At 69.2% G+C, this 13,785-nt stretch carries 11 protein-coding genes; 6 read left to right on the top strand and 5 right to left on the bottom strand.

Annotation, left to right across the window (positions count from 1 at the left end; translation table 11 throughout):
• Positions 1–186 precede the first annotated feature (186 nt).
• The gene (locus AC1DVI_RS09970; RefSeq protein ID WP_476957829.1) at positions 187–414 is read right to left on the bottom strand and encodes a YMGG-like glycine zipper-containing protein; all 228 of its coding nucleotides are present in this window, start codon (positions 412–414) and stop codon (positions 187–189) included.
• 417 nt (positions 415–831) lie between these two features.
• Here AC1DVI_RS09970 and AC1DVI_RS09965 point away from each other — a divergent pair, with 417 nt between their 5' ends.
• Positions 832–1,224 carry a hypothetical protein gene (locus AC1DVI_RS09965; RefSeq protein WP_476957828.1) on the top strand — a complete coding sequence of 131 codons (393 nt, stop codon included), beginning with the start codon at positions 832–834 and terminating at the stop codon, positions 1,222–1,224.
• Positions 1,225–1,290: 66 nt separating this feature from the next.
• On the opposite strand, the gene AC1DVI_RS09960 is transcribed toward AC1DVI_RS09965, so the two are convergent.
• The 3 genes from AC1DVI_RS09960 to AC1DVI_RS09950 form a co-directional block, all read right to left on the bottom strand.
• On the bottom strand, positions 1,291–2,079 hold the full coding sequence (locus AC1DVI_RS09960) for an ABC transporter ATP-binding protein (RefSeq protein ID WP_094307089.1): 789 nt from the start codon (positions 2,077–2,079) through the stop codon (positions 1,291–1,293).
• A 9-nt stretch (positions 2,080–2,088) separates the two neighbouring features.
• The gene (locus AC1DVI_RS09955) at positions 2,089–2,877 is read right to left on the bottom strand and encodes an ABC transporter permease (protein WP_038529855.1); all 789 of its coding nucleotides are present in this window, start codon (positions 2,875–2,877) and stop codon (positions 2,089–2,091) included.
• Positions 2,878–3,027: 150 nt separating this feature from the next.
• Entirely contained in the window at positions 3,028–3,978 is a 951-nt protein-coding gene (locus AC1DVI_RS09950; RefSeq protein WP_476957827.1) for an ABC transporter substrate-binding protein, read from the bottom strand.
• A gap of 289 nt (positions 3,979–4,267) precedes the next feature.
• Between AC1DVI_RS09950 and AC1DVI_RS09945 the strand changes: the two genes are divergently transcribed.
• Complete coding sequence (locus AC1DVI_RS09945) at positions 4,268–4,489, top strand: hypothetical protein (protein WP_476957826.1); 222 nt, start codon at positions 4,268–4,270, stop codon at positions 4,487–4,489.
• Positions 4,490–4,513: 24 nt separating this feature from the next.
• Here AC1DVI_RS09945 and AC1DVI_RS09940 read toward each other — a convergent pair whose 3' ends face one another.
• A complete protein-coding gene (locus tag AC1DVI_RS09940; RefSeq protein ID WP_476957825.1) occupies positions 4,514–7,486 on the bottom strand; it encodes a PAS domain-containing protein in 2,973 nt (990 codons plus the stop codon).
• Positions 7,487–7,877: 391 nt separating this feature from the next.
• Between AC1DVI_RS09940 and AC1DVI_RS09935 the strand changes: the two genes are divergently transcribed.
• From AC1DVI_RS09935 to AC1DVI_RS09920, 4 genes are all read left to right on the top strand, one after another.
• Complete coding sequence (locus AC1DVI_RS09935) at positions 7,878–9,554, top strand: sensor histidine kinase (RefSeq protein ID WP_149164455.1); 1,677 nt, start codon at positions 7,878–7,880, stop codon at positions 9,552–9,554.
• An 84-nt stretch (positions 9,555–9,638) separates the two neighbouring features.
• A complete protein-coding gene (locus AC1DVI_RS09930) occupies positions 9,639–10,652 on the top strand; it encodes an amidoligase family protein (protein ID WP_476957824.1) in 1,014 nt (337 codons plus the stop codon).
• Positions 10,653–10,663: 11 nt separating this feature from the next.
• On the top strand, positions 10,664–11,377 hold the full coding sequence (locus AC1DVI_RS09925) for a gamma-glutamyl-gamma-aminobutyrate hydrolase family protein (RefSeq protein WP_149164453.1): 714 nt from the start codon (positions 10,664–10,666) through the stop codon (positions 11,375–11,377).
• 139 nt (positions 11,378–11,516) lie between these two features.
• Positions 11,517–13,781 (top strand): ATP-binding protein, encoded by a 2,265-nt coding sequence (locus tag AC1DVI_RS09920; RefSeq protein WP_476957823.1) that lies wholly within the window; start codon positions 11,517–11,519, stop codon positions 13,779–13,781.
• Positions 13,782–13,785: the final 4 nt, after the last annotated feature.

Below are 13,785 nucleotides of genomic sequence, written 5' to 3'. Positions count from 1 at the left end.
GCAGATACATATAGTGCCAAGCCCGCCGTTCCCAAGCTTACGACGAGGGTTCGATTCCCTTCACCCGCTCCAACATCTCCTTGAAAATCAGAAGTCTGCTGAGGCCTTGACGTTCAAGGCACGCGGAGGGTCGGGGTGGCCGCGGACATTGGTCCGGCGGCCTGATCCCCGTTCTGAAGCCTGTGTTTACCGGTGCTTGCCGTTGTTTGAGGTTAGGGCGCCCACCGCGGCGCCGGCCGCACCGCCGATCACGCCGCCCATCACGGCGCTGCCCCCCGTCAGAGCGCCGACCGCGGCACCGCCCGCAGCGCCGATGGCACCGCCGGAGAGCGTGCGCTGTTCCCGGTGGCTGAGGTTCGAGCAGCCCGTCAGAACAAGACCGCCAACCACGATCACTGCCAATTTCTTCATCATGATTCCACCCGTTTTTCTTCCCTGCATTCTTGGGTGCCGCCAGACTCGAAAGCCAGCGGTCAAGCCTGCGCTTACGTCGCATGCTTACGGAATGAACACGCTTTTGCGTGTGACTATTCCGGGGCAGAAAGCCATCCATTCCATCCCTAAGAGAGCGTATCTGACCCCTTGCCCTTCCTCGAAATAGGAATTCGGGAGCGTTCTGCAAAGCCCGGAGGGCAGTGCTTGGCTAACAGTCAGTAACTATAGAAGCAATCTGGTTATTGCTTTTTTACCATTTTCCCGCGTCGAAAGGTTGCACGGATTCGGGGGCGTTTCCTCTTTACTTCATTCAGGGCGCGTGGAACGTTCAGTGTCCTAACGACCTGCGCGACATCGAGGACGCAGGCTCATCGGAAACGTCCCAGGATGCCCCCCATGCTGCATCTTTCCAGACCGCAGGCGCTTGCCACTCTCCCGGCGAGCCGCCCGAGTGACCGCCGTGAACGGCACCCGTTGCAGCCGGTCAACGCCCATCCTTGCGCGCCGGCCTTTGAGCGCTCGGATGCGGCGATCCATCCAACGGTTCCGGCGGCTGCCCAACTCGTATCTCCGGTTCATCCGGGCTTCAGCGGGGAACCGCTGGCCCGTGTCATCCGCTTGGCGACCACCGGCGTGTGGGTGGTGAAGCGTCATGGCCGGATGCTTGAAATTGATGGGCGGCTGCACTGGAACTGCCCGCGCAGGCTCGCGTCGGACGCTGAGCGCGCCGGTGTCGCCCTGTCCGATCTGGTCGTGAACACCGGTCATCAGCTTCGGGCCGGTGGTTAAAAAAGAAAGGAGCGGCACCCGCCGGTGCCGCTCTTTCGTGTTTTCCAGTCCGGACGGGAGCGCCGGTCAGCGTTCCATCGTCACGGCCTTGATGGTCTCGACACGGATCTCCTCGGTCAGCCGCTCCTTGTAGGCGGCGAACTCCGGGGTGGTCTTGACCTTGTAGGAGCGAGGGTGCGGCAGCTCGATGGGGATGTCGCACTTGATGCGGCCGGGGCGGGCCGACATCACCACCACGCGGCTGGCCATGAAGATGGCCTCGTCGATGTCGTGGGTGACGAACATCACCGTCTTGCGGTCGGCCTCCCAGATGCCCAGCAGCAGCTCCTGCATCAGCTCGCGCGTCTGGTGGTCCAGCGCGCCGAAGGGCTCGTCGAGCAGGAGCATCTTCGGATCGTTGGCCAGCGCGCGGGCCAGCGCGGTGCGCTGCTGCATGCCGCCGGAGAGCTGGGCGGGGTGGTGGTTCTCGAAGCCCTTCAGCCCGACCTGGGCCAGAAAGCGGTCGGCGATCGCCAACTGCTCCGCCCGCGGCAGGCCGCGCTCGCGCAGGCCGAAGCAGACGTTGTCGCGCACGGTCAGCCAGGGGAACAGCGTGTAGGACTGGAAGACCATGCCGCGGTCCGGGCCGGGGCCGGACACCGCCTTGCCCTCCAGCAACACCTCGCCGGCGGTGGGGGTTTCCAGACCGGCGACGATGCGCAGCAGAGTGGACTTGCCGCAGCCCGACGGCCCCAGGATGGTGATGAAGTCGTTGTCGGCGACCTCCAGGCTCGTCGGCACCAGCGCGCGGGTCGGCGCCGTGCTGTTGCGGCCGGGGAAGGTCTTCTCGACGTTGCGGATGGACAGCTTGCTCATGGCCGGCGCTTATCGTCCTTTGGCCCACGGGAAGAGACGGGCGTTGAGCGCCCGGAACAGCAGGTCGGTGATCAGGCCGATCACGCCGATGATGAAGATGCCGAAGATCATCTGGCCGGTGTCGAGGAAGCGCTGCGCGTCGATGATCATGTGGCCGATGCCGCGCGACGCGCCCACCAGCTCCGCCACGATCACGTAGGTCCAGGCCCAGCCGAGCACGAGGCGCAGCGCCTCGAAGATCTGCGGCGAGGCGGCGGGCAGGAGGACGCGCAGCACCACGCCGTCGCGCTTGGCGCCCAGCGTGTAGGCAGCCTCCACCAGATCGGAGCGGATGCCCGACACGATGACCGTCACCATGATGATCAGCTGGAAGACCGAGCCGATGAAGATGACCAGGATCTTCTGCAACTCGCCCACACCCGCCCACAGGATCAGCAGCGGGATGAAGGCCGAGGCCGGCAGGTAGCGGGCGAAGGACACGAAGGCCTCGAAGAAGGCCTCCACCGGCTTGAAGGCCCCCATCAGGATGCCCAGCGGCACCGCCAGGGCGGCGGCCATGACGAAGCCGGCAAAGACGCGCCAGACCGTGACGGCGATGTCCTCGGCGAAGCCGAACTCCCGGAACAGCGCGATGCCCGCCGTCAGCGTGTCGCCGGGCGAGGCCAGGAACAGCGGCTTCACGAAGCCGCCGTAGGTGGCGATGCCCCAGCCCAGGAAGAACAGCACGAAGCAGGCGATGCCCAGCACCGTGCGCAGCGCCGGAGCGACCGGCTTCAGCGGAGTGAAGAGGGGGGACATGGGATTGGTGGACCGTTGTCGGTGTATTGGAGGCGCTTGCCCCCACCCCGGCCCTCCCCCGCTGTCGCAGGGGAGGGGGCTTGATTCCCTCCCTTGCCGAAGGCGGGGGGAGGGCTAGGGAGGGGGCAACGGCAGCAGAAACGTACCGTCTTACTTCACGAAGGACGCGTCGGTCATGCTGTCCAGGCTCGGCGGGGCCTTGCGGATCAGCTTGGCCTCCAGCATCACGTCCTGGACCTCCTTGATGAAGGTCGGCATGGTCTTGGTCAGATACTCGACGTTGCCGGCCTTGTCGTACCAGAGCACGGTCTTGGCGGAGCTGGCGAACTGTTCCGGCGTCTGGTTGACGTCGCGGGCCATGATCTCGAAGGCCTTCTTTTCGTCCTGCTTGATCACGTCCAGCGCCTCGAACCAGCTGTCGACGAAGGCCTTCACGACCTTCGGGTTCTTCTGGATGTAGTCGGGCTGGAAGGCCAGCGTGTCGATGATGACGCCCGGCGTCTGGTCCGACGTGACGATGATCTTGCCGTTGGCCTCGCGCACCTTGGACAGGTACGGCTCGTAGGTCACGGCGGCGTCGAACTGGCCGGCGACGAAGGCGTTGGCGGCGTCGGACGGCTGGAGGTTGACAGTCTGCACCTCGCCGATCGACAACCCGTTCTTCTTCAGCACATAGGCCAGCCAGAACTGCGGCACGCCGCCATACTGCACGGCCACCTGCTTGCCCTTCAGGTCGGCGAGGCTGTTGACCGCGTCGCGCACGACGATGCCGTCGCCGCCGTGCGAGCTGTCGAGCACCAGCACCTGCGTCACGTCCACGCCGGAGGAGGCGTAGAGCAGGTGCGTGTCCACCGTGGTGGTGATCGCCTGCACCTCGCCGGCCGCCATCGCCTGGTGGCGGTTGGAGGTCGGCATCTTCTTGATCTCGACCTCGATGCCGTTCTTCTTGAAGATGCCGGTTTCCTTGGCCAGCGTGATCGGCGCGAAGCCGGTCCAGCCGCTCATCGCCACGGTCACCTTGGTCTGCGCCGAGGCCGAAACCGCGCAGAGCCCGGCGACGGCCGCCGCCAGGGCTCCGGCCATCCACGACGTCTTCCTCATGATCCCCCGCTCCCGGTTCTGAAGGTGTCTTTTGATCGCGCCGGGCGGCGCCCCGCCGCCCACGCATCCGTGTGCCGCATTGTGCACGCCCGCGGGGTGGGTGGGAAGGGATGGGCACCACCTCGGCCTCAGACCTGACCTTCGTCGGATGGTGCGAATGGAAACCCTTGCAACCAAAGGCTTATTGGGATGCTTGCGTGCCCAATCCATATACCAACTGAACAAACCGCGACGGGTGTATGCCGTTCTTTTGGGCACCACAGAGGGGAGGCCGGACAGGATGCGCTCCATGGACCCGATGAACCCGCCGATGAACGCGATGGACCGCCAGCGGACGCTGGACTATTTCGAACGACTCGGCCGGGACAAGGTTCGGCTGTACAGCGCCATCGACTGCGACCGTTACCTGGGCGGCTGGCAGGTGCGCGAACTGGCCGACCAGTGGCTGGCCGAGAAGGCCGCGGAGGAGCACCCGGTGCCGCTGTGGCGGAGGATCGTCCGGCGGCGCTGACGCCGCCGCGCGCTCTTCCGCCGTTTACGCCGCCCCGGCGTTCGCCATCATCTTGCGCAGGTCGTTGGGGAAGACCGGCTTGTGCAGGATGCTGAAGCCGTTGCGACGGGCCTCGTCCAGCCGTTCCGGGGCGGTGTCGCCGGTCAGGATGATGCCCGGCACGTCCTTGCCGACCAGACCCTGCACCGCGGCCAGGGCTTCCGGCCCGGTCCGCCCCTGCTGGAGTTGATAGTCGGCCAGCACGATCTGCGGACGCCGACCGTCGGCGCGCAGCCGTTCCAGCGCCTGATCGCCCGACCGCGCGGTCAGCACGCTGTAGCCCCAGCCCTCCAGCATCGCCTTCAGGCCGAGCAGGATGATCGCCTCGTCGTCGATGACCAGCACCATGCCCTTGGTCGCGCAGTCGTTGGCGGCCTGCCGGAACAGGTCCATGGCGGGCGGAGGGACGGCGGCGCGGGGCCTCTCCACGACGACGCGCGGCATCTCCACCGAGAAGACGGAGCCGATGCCCTCCTTCGAGCGCACGCGCACGCGGTGGTCCAGCAGCTTCGACAGGCGCTTGACGATGGCGAGGCCGAGGCCCAGCCCGCGGTCGCCGCTGCCCTGGATCTGGGTGAACTCCTCGAAGATGTCCTCCAGCCGGTCGGCGGGGATGCCGACGCCGCTGTCCCACACCTCGACGCGCAGCCGGTCGGGGCCGCTGCGGCGGCAGCCGATCAGGATGCGGCCCTGGCGGGTGTAGCGCAGCGCGTTCTCGATCAGGTTGCGCAGGATGCGTTCCAGATGCGCCGGGTCGGTGCGCACCCAGGCCCGCGTCGGGACGGCGCGCAGTTCCAGCCCCTTCTGGGCGGCGCGCGGCGCGTATTCGGCGACCAGCCGACCCAGGACCTGGCCCAGCCGGACCTCCGCCGGGGTGGCGGCGATCTTGCCGGAGTCCAGCCGCGACATGTCGAGCAGCCCGTCCAGCAGACCCTTCAGCGTGTCCAGCGCCTGGCGCATGTTGTCGAGCAGCGGCAGGCTGGGGTGGCCCTGCAGGCGGTCGCCCAAAGCGGCGGCGAAGAGGTAGAGCGACTGCACGGGCTGGCGCAGGTCGTGGCTGGCGACGGCCAGGAACTTGGACTTTCCGGCGGCGGCGTGCTCTGCCGCCTCCCGCGCGCGGCGCAGGTCGGCCTCGGCCTGCTTGCGGCCGGTCACGTCGACGGCGGCGCAGGTGATGCCGGCCAGCGCGCCGTCCGGCCCGCGCAGCGGGTCGATGGTCATGTCGTAGAAATGGTCCTGCCCGGCCTGGCGGATACGGACCTCCTCGCGCACGCCCTCGCCGGTCTCCAGCGCGCGGCGCTTGATGGCGGTCAGGGCCTCGGCGTCGCCGGCGTCCTCGAACACCTCGGCATCGGTCTTGCCCACGACATGCTCCGCCGTGAAGCCGAGCGCCGGGTTGTGCATCCAGGTGTAGCGCAGGGCGCAATCCTGGTTGAACACCACGACGCCGGAGTTGCGCAGCGCCGTGCGGAAACGCTCGTTGGCGACGCGCAGCGCCTCCTCGGTGGACTTGCGCTCGGTGATGTCGATGCCCGAGACGATCAGATGGGTGATCCCGCCATCGGTGCCGCGCATCGGGGTGACCCGGACCTCCATGATCGCCGAACGGTCCCCGGCGATGCGCACCGGCGCGTCGAAGCGCGCGGAGTCGCCGTGGGCCGCGCGCTCCACCGCCGTGCGCAGGCGCTCGCCCGCGGCGCCAGTGAAGGCGCGCCGGCAGGCCTCGTGGAAGGGGTGGCCGACGATCTGCTCGACCGGCAGGCCGGACGCCTGGACGGCGGTCTGGTTGACCTGAAGCACGTCGCCGGCCGGGCTCAGCACGCCGACGAAGGTCGGCAGGGCGTCCAGCACGGCGCGCAGATGCTCCTCCGAACCGCGGAGGGCTCGCTCGCGGGCTTCCAGCGTTTCGGCCATGGCGTCGAAGGCGCGGCCGAGCTGGCCGATCTCCGACTTGCGGTCCACCAGACCGGCCCGCGCGCTGGAATTGCCGGCGCTCCACCCCTGGGTGGCGCGGATCAGCGCCTCGACCGGGCGGCGGATGAACAGGGTGCCGCCGATCCAGGCGGCCAGAATGGCGACCAGCAGCCCGGTCAGCGTCATCAGCAGGCCCTGGCGGGTGGCGCGGTCGATGGTGCCGGCCACGGCCGTGTGGTCGAGCCCGACGCTGATGAACAGGTCGCGCGTGCCCTGGCGGGACGGCGAATAGGCGAGCACCCGCGCCACCCCGTCCATCCCCGGCAGGGTGGTGACGCCGCCGCGTTTTTCGCCCAGCAGGTTCAGATAGGGTTGCGGCACGCGCTCGCCGCGCTGGGCGATGCCGTTGGGCAGCTTGACCAGGATGGTGCCGTTGCGGTCGGTGACCAGCAGGCTGGCGTTCTCGGGCAGCGGGCGCGCCGCGAAGTTGGTGGCCAGCCAGGGCAGGTCGAGGCCGAGCGTCACCACCCCGGCGACCGCGCCGGCCTCGTCGCGGAAGGGAACCGCGAAGGGCAGCATGGCGGTGCCGGGCTCCGCCGCCGGACCGGGGGGCGTCCATTCGCCGACGATGAAGCGGCCTTCCTCCAGCGCGCGGCGGACGTAGGGACGCTGGGCGTTGGGAAGGCCGGTCGCGGCGGGGGCGCCGTCGGGCGCGGCGCGGCACAGAACGGTGCCGTCGCGGTCCAGGACGGACAGGTTGCGGTACTCGGGGGCGCGTTGCGCCAGCCGGATCAGATGGGCCTGGCATTGGGCGTAGTCGCCGGACCGCAGGGTGGCCGATTCCGCGATGGAGGTGACCATCAGCCGCGCGCCGTCGACGATTCGCGCCTGCTCCCCTTCGACCAGATGCAGCAGCCGCTCGGCCTGGGTCGCGACTTCCTCGGCGCGTTCCGCACGGAACTGGAACACGCTGTAGGCTTGGATGCCCAGGGCCGGCAGGACGGCCAGAAGCACCAGCAGGAAAAGGCGGGCCAGCAAGGTCATCGTGTCACAGGCTCCCATCGGGCGGGAAAGCGGCCGGAACCAAAAGTCCGCTATCGTTTCGCCTGTGTTCCGAATAACCTTTGCATGGTTAAATCGCAGTTAATGCCTCGGGTTTATTTTCTTGAAGACCGGCAGCTTGCCGGAACTTTGCTGGAAATAAAGGGGTAGATGGAGGGGTGTGTCATAGATTTACTTTTGAGTTTCTCTTAAAATTTTGCATTCTCTCTTGTCGAAAGAGGTAATCATCGCCCCTTTCGATGGATGGGTGGTTGGGCCCCTCTTCTGCAACCCGTGGTAAATGCGGGATGCATGACATCCTGAATCGGATCACCCGCTTCCAGCGGAGGACGGGCGTGCTACAGTGCACACCCCGCCGCTCCGGAAGACCCGCTTGCCGTCGAAGTCCCATCATCGTCCGCTGGTTCTTCTGCTGCTGGCCGCACTGCTGCCGCTGGTGGTCCTGTCCGCGGTTCTCGGCGGTGCCTGGCTGCGGGGGCAGCAGAGCGCGATGGAGGCCAACGCCATTGCGCTGGTGGACCGGCTGTCCGCCCTGGTGAACCGCGAACTGTCCGCGCAGATGGACGCGCTGAAGGCGATGGCGGCGTCGCCCCAGCTGGACGGGCTGGCGGTGGGCGGTGAGGTCGATGCCGTTGCCTTCTTCGAATACGCCGAACGGGTGCAGGGCGCGCTTCCGCTGTGGACGACCATCGTCCTCAGCGATGTCCAGGGAAACCGGCTGGTCGACGCTCCCTTCCTGGTGGGCGGCGTCAGGGGCAAGGTGCTGGACCTGGACAGCCACCGGCGGGTGGTGGAGACGGGAAAGCCGGTGGTCGGCACGATCCTGCGCGGCCCGCGCGGCAGCCACGCCTTCCCCATCCGCGTTCCGGTGACGCGCAACGGCGCGCCGGTCGCCGTTCTGTCGGCGGTGGTGATGCCGGAGGGCTTCCAGAGCCTGCTGTTCGGCAACAGCCTGCCGCCGGGCTGGATCGCCGCGGTCATCGATGCCGAAGGACGTGTGGTGGCACGGGCCGGCGGTGAGCCGGACATGATTGGGCGCCAGGCCAGCGAAAACGCGCTCCGCGCCCGCCGCGCCGCCGGCAGCGGCGTCTATGACGGGATGAGCCTGGAAGGCACGCCGACGGTGGTCGCCTTCCGCAAGCTGCCCGACTATGGATGGTCGGTCCATTTCGCCATCCCGCGGGACGCCTATCGGGCGCCGGTCTCCAACGCGTTGTGGTTGGCCGGCGCGGGGGCGCTGGCCAGCCTGACCATGGCCGGCGCCTTCCTGTGGCTTTTCGCCCGCGAATTGCGGCTGCGTCGCCGTCAGGAGGCGGCACGGGAGGAAAGCCTGCGGCTGGAGGCCCTGGGCCGCATGACCGGCGGCGTCGCCCACGACATCGCCAATCTGCTGACCGTCGTGATGAGCGGCATCGCCGTCATCCGCAGCCGTCCCAACGATCCGGCGCGCATCACCCGCGTGCTGCCCGAGATCGAGGGTGCGGTGGCGCGCGGGCAGTCGCTGATGCGGCAGATGGCCGCCTTCGGCCGCCGCAGCGTCTACGAGCCGGTGCCCTTCCGTCTCCAGGACCGCAAGGAGTCGCTGGAGGCCCTGCTGGCGCGCTCCGCCGGCAGCGCGGTGGACACCGCACTGATCGTTCCGGACAATCTCTGGCCCATCCTGGCCGATCCGGACGCCATGGAGGTGGCTCTGCTCAATCTGGCGGTGAACGCGCGCGACGCCATGCCGGACGGCGGGACGCTCACCATCATGGCGGAAAACCGCGGCCTGCCGGGCCGGCGGGGCGACGACACCGGACTGGCTGGCGATTTCGTGGCGCTGGCCGTCCGCGACACCGGGACCGGCATCTCGCCGGAGCATCAGCGCCAGATCTTCGAACCTTTCTTCACCACCAAGCCGGAGGGGAAGGGGACCGGGCTGGGGCTCAGTCAGGTCTTCGGCTACGCCCGGCAGTCGGGCGGGACGGTCACGGTGACCAGCACCGTCGGGGCCGGCACCACCGTGACGCTCTATCTGCCGCGGGCGCCGGCGGGCGACGATCACGGCTGAACCGGACGGTGGCCGGGGCGGTGGCCGGGGTAATGGCCGGGGTGGCTGGGAACCGCCGGCCGTGCGCCGTGTTGAACGGGCGCCATGGACATTGCATTCCGCACGCCCCCCCATTCCACCACGACGGACGGCGCCCCGCGCACGGTCGGCGTGGAGGTCGAATTCGCCAACCTCGACGCCCCCTCCGCGGCCGCGGTGGTGCACCGCCTTTACGGCGGCGCGCTGCAACCGGAAAGCCCGCACCGCTGCCGGGTGACCGGCACGCGGCTGGGCGACTTCTCGGTGGAACTGGACATGCGCTCCGCGCATCCCGAAAAGATGGAGGCCGGCAAGGCGCAGGAGGATGAACCCGGAGCGCTCAAGAAGGCGGTAGGCAAGGCGGTGGACGGCGCGGTGGAGGCGCTGCGGCCCTGGTGGGGAAACATCGGCAGCCTCGTCATGCCCTTCGAGATCGCCGCCCCGCCCATTCCCATCGCCCGACTTGCCGAGCTGGAGCCCCTCTTCGCCGCTCTGAGCGCCCAGGGTGCGGCCGGCACGGACGCCAGCCCGCTGTTCGCCTTCGGCCTGCACCTGAACCCGCAGGTGGCGCGCACCGACGGGGAGTATGTGCTGGACCATCTCAAGGCCTTCCTGCTGCTGGCCCCGTGGCTGCGCCGCGAGATCCGCGTGGACCCGACCCGGCGCCTGACCGGCTTCATCGCCGCCTTCCCGGTGGATTACGCGGTGAAGGTCGTCGACCCCGCCTACCGTCCGGATCTCGACGGCCTGATCGGTGGTTATCTGGAGGCCAACCCGACCCGCAATCGCGAGCTGGACCTGTTCCCTCTGTTCGCCCATCTCGCCCCGGAGACCATGGCGGCCACGCTGAGCGACCCGCATGTGCGGCCCCGCCCGACCTTCCATTACCGCCTGCCGAACGCCCGGCTGGGCGATCCGGATTGGAGTCTGGCCCAGGACTGGAACCGCTGGGTGGCGGTGGAGGAGCTGGCGGCGGACCGCGACCGGCTCGACGCGTTGGGGGAGGACTTCCGCGCCTTCGCCGCCCGCAAGGCGCTGGACGGCTGGGCCGCCGAGGCGGGCCGGCGGCTCGCCATCTGACGGGGACCGGGATGGCCGCCTTCATCGCAGGGGGACGCCCCCTGATCGGAGTCACCGCGTCGGTGCACGGCAGCCGCATCGCCTGGTGGGCGAACCGCCTGGCGCTGCGCCGCGCCGGGGCGCGGGCGGTGCGCATCACGGCGCGCGACCCCTTTCCCATCGAGCGGCTGGACGGTCTGGTGGTCGGCGGCGGCGACGACATCGACTCCGCCCTCTACGGCGAGAGCGCGCGCCCGAAGATGCGCATCGACCCGGAGCGCGACCGGCTGGAGCTGTGCGCGCTGGACGGCGCGGCGGCGCGGCGGCTTCCCGTTCTGGGGATTTGCCGGGGCTCGCAGATGATCAACGTGCACCGCGGCGGCTCGCTGCTCACCGACATCCACGAAGTGTACGAGGAGGCGCCGCGCCTGCGCACCGTCCTGCCGCGCAAGCGCATCCGCATCGACCCGCGCAGCCATCTCTACCGCATCCTGGGCATTGCCGAATGCCGGGTGAACGCGCTGCATCATCAGGCGGTGGACCGGCTGGGCGACGGCCTGCGCGTGGTGGCGCGCGAGACGGTGGGGATCGTCCAGGGGATCGAGGCGGTCCACCACCCCTTCCTGATCGGCGTGCAGTGGCATCCCGAATATCTGGTCGCCGACCCGCGCCAGCAGGCGCTGTTCCGCACCCTGGCCGCCACCGCCGCCGGAGCCGCCAGCCTGGAGGACGCCGCCACCCTGTAGCCGATCCCCTGATCGCGCTGCCCCCTTAACTGTTCGGTGTGCCACCATTTCCCTCGCGCGCGGAAGTGGCTATCCTAACGATCGGGCCCAATGATCGGGTTTGGCGATCGGGCCGCCGCAACGGCGGAGGGGCAAGGGCGTGACGGAGAAACAGGCGGGCCGGCGGCTTCGGCTGCACACGGTGACGATGCTCACCGCGCTGGCCACGGCGTTTCTGATGGCCGGGCTGACCCTCGGGGTGGGCGGTGCCTTCGTCCGGGTGCTCGACCTTGCGGAAGAGGCGGACCGCGCCATCGTCCCCCAGATCACCCGCCAGCACCAATACGCCGTCTTCGCCGCCCGCATGGGCCAGCTCGCCGAGGCCGTCCTGCGCTCCCGCTCGCCGGAGGAGCGCGCCGGCGCCCTGGCCGAGGTGGAGGGCGTGTCGCAGCGCTTCGCGGCGGACGCGGCGGCCCCGGAGCTGCTGCAACGGCTCGAACAAGCCATCCAGGCGGTGCGCCGCACCGCGGAGCGGGCCGACGCCATCGACGCCATGGCGGCGCAGGCCGTCGCCCTGCAGCGCAGGGGGGACGAAGCCTTTCTGAGCCTGCTGCGCTCCGGCGCGCCCCTGGCGGTGCAGGAGCCCTACCACCGCGCGCTGGAGGCGCTGGCCGCGGGGATGATCGCGGCGGACACGGAGCAGCTCGCCGGTGAGGTCGCCCGCTTCCACGAGCACGCCGCCGCGGTGGTGAACGCGCTGATCCCTCTGGAGGCGGGGGAGCGGGCGCCGCTGGCCCGCACCGCGCGCGACCTGGACGGGCTGGGCGAACTGTTCACCCTGCGCCGGTCCATTCTGTCCGAAGCGGGGCTGATGGGGCTGGAGACGGAAATCGCCCACGGCGTGCTGAACGACCTCAGCGGCAGCCTGACCGACGCCGCCGCGACCAACACGCGGCGCATTGCCGAAACCTTGACCGATCAGGCCCGCAGCGGCCTGTGGATCGTGCTGGTTGGGCTGGGCGTCGCCTCGGCGGTGCAGACGGTGCTCTACGTGCTGCTGCGCGTCCATGTGGTCCGCCCGATCCGCCGGGCCTCGCAAGCCTTGGCCATGGTGCAGCGGGAACGCCGGACCGTCCGCCTGCCACCCGCCCTGTTCGCGGAGCTTCATGCCATCTCCACCAGCGTGGAGCGGTTCGGAACGGCGCTGGTGGAAACCCACGCCTACGCCGAGGCGCTGAAGGCGGGGGAGGAGCGGATGCGCGCGATCCTGGCGGCCTCGCCCTTTCCCATCGTGATCGCCCGTCGGTCGGACGATGCCGTCCTGTTCGCCAACCCGCAGGCCGAGGCGCTGTTCGGGACCGAGGGGCCGCGCCTGACGCTGACGCGCAACGCGCGCTTCTTCGTCCACCCGTCCGACGCTGTCCGGCTGTCCCGCCTGGTGGCCGTGCAGGGGGCGGCGAGCGACCTGGAGATGGAGATGCGCACCGCCGGGGGCCGGCCCTTCTGGGCGATGATCTCCGCCGTGGAGATCCGCGACGTGGACGAGCCGGCCATCCTCATCGCCGTCAACGACATCACCCTGCGCAAGCGGTCGGAGGAGGAGACGGAGGCCGCCAAGCAGCGCGCCGAAGGCGCCCTGGCCGATCTGCGCGACACCCAGACCCACCTGATCCAGGCGGAGAAGATGGCCTCGCTCGGCGGGATGGTGGCGGGGGTGGCGCACGAGGTGAACACGCCGGTGGGCATCGCCCTGACCGGCATCACCCACCTGGCCGACCAGACCCGCAAGGTGGTCCGCGGGGTCGAGGCCAACACGCTGCGCCGCGCCGACTTCACCGGTTATCTGACCACCGCGGGGGAGGCCTGCCGGCTGATCGAAAGCAACCTGAACCGCGCCGCCGAGCTGATCCAGAGCTTCAAGCAGACCGCCGTGGACCAGACCAGCGAGGAGCGGCGCCGCGTCGATCTGGCCGCCTATCTGGACGACGTGCTGACCAGCCTGCGCCCGCGGCTGAAGCAGACCCCCCACCGGGTGGTGGTGGACTGTCCGGCGGGGCTGTGGGTGGACAGCTATCCCGGCGCGCTGTTCCAGGTCTTGACCAACTTGACCATGAACGCGGTGATTCACGCCTATCCGGACGGACGGGCGGGCACGCTGACCATCGCCGTGACCCGCCCCAACCCGCAGGAGGTCGAACTGCGCTTCTGCGACGACGGTTGCGGCATTCCCGCCGCCCATCTGGGGCGTGTCTTCGACCCCTTCTTCACGACGCGGCGCGGCGAGGGGGGCAGCGGGCTCGGCCTGCACATCGTCTACAACATCGTGACCACCCGCCTGCGCGGCAGCATCCGGGTGGACAGCCGCGAGGGCSGCCKGGAGGTCCCGGCGCGCCCTTCGCTGCAAACCTTGAAGGCGATTAATTGAAGGC

The sequence above is a fragment of the Azospirillum sp. P4_B5 genome, from assembly GCF_056402275.1.
Note: the sequence above shows the minus strand (reverse complement) of the source record. Positions and strands in the feature narration are given on the sequence as shown.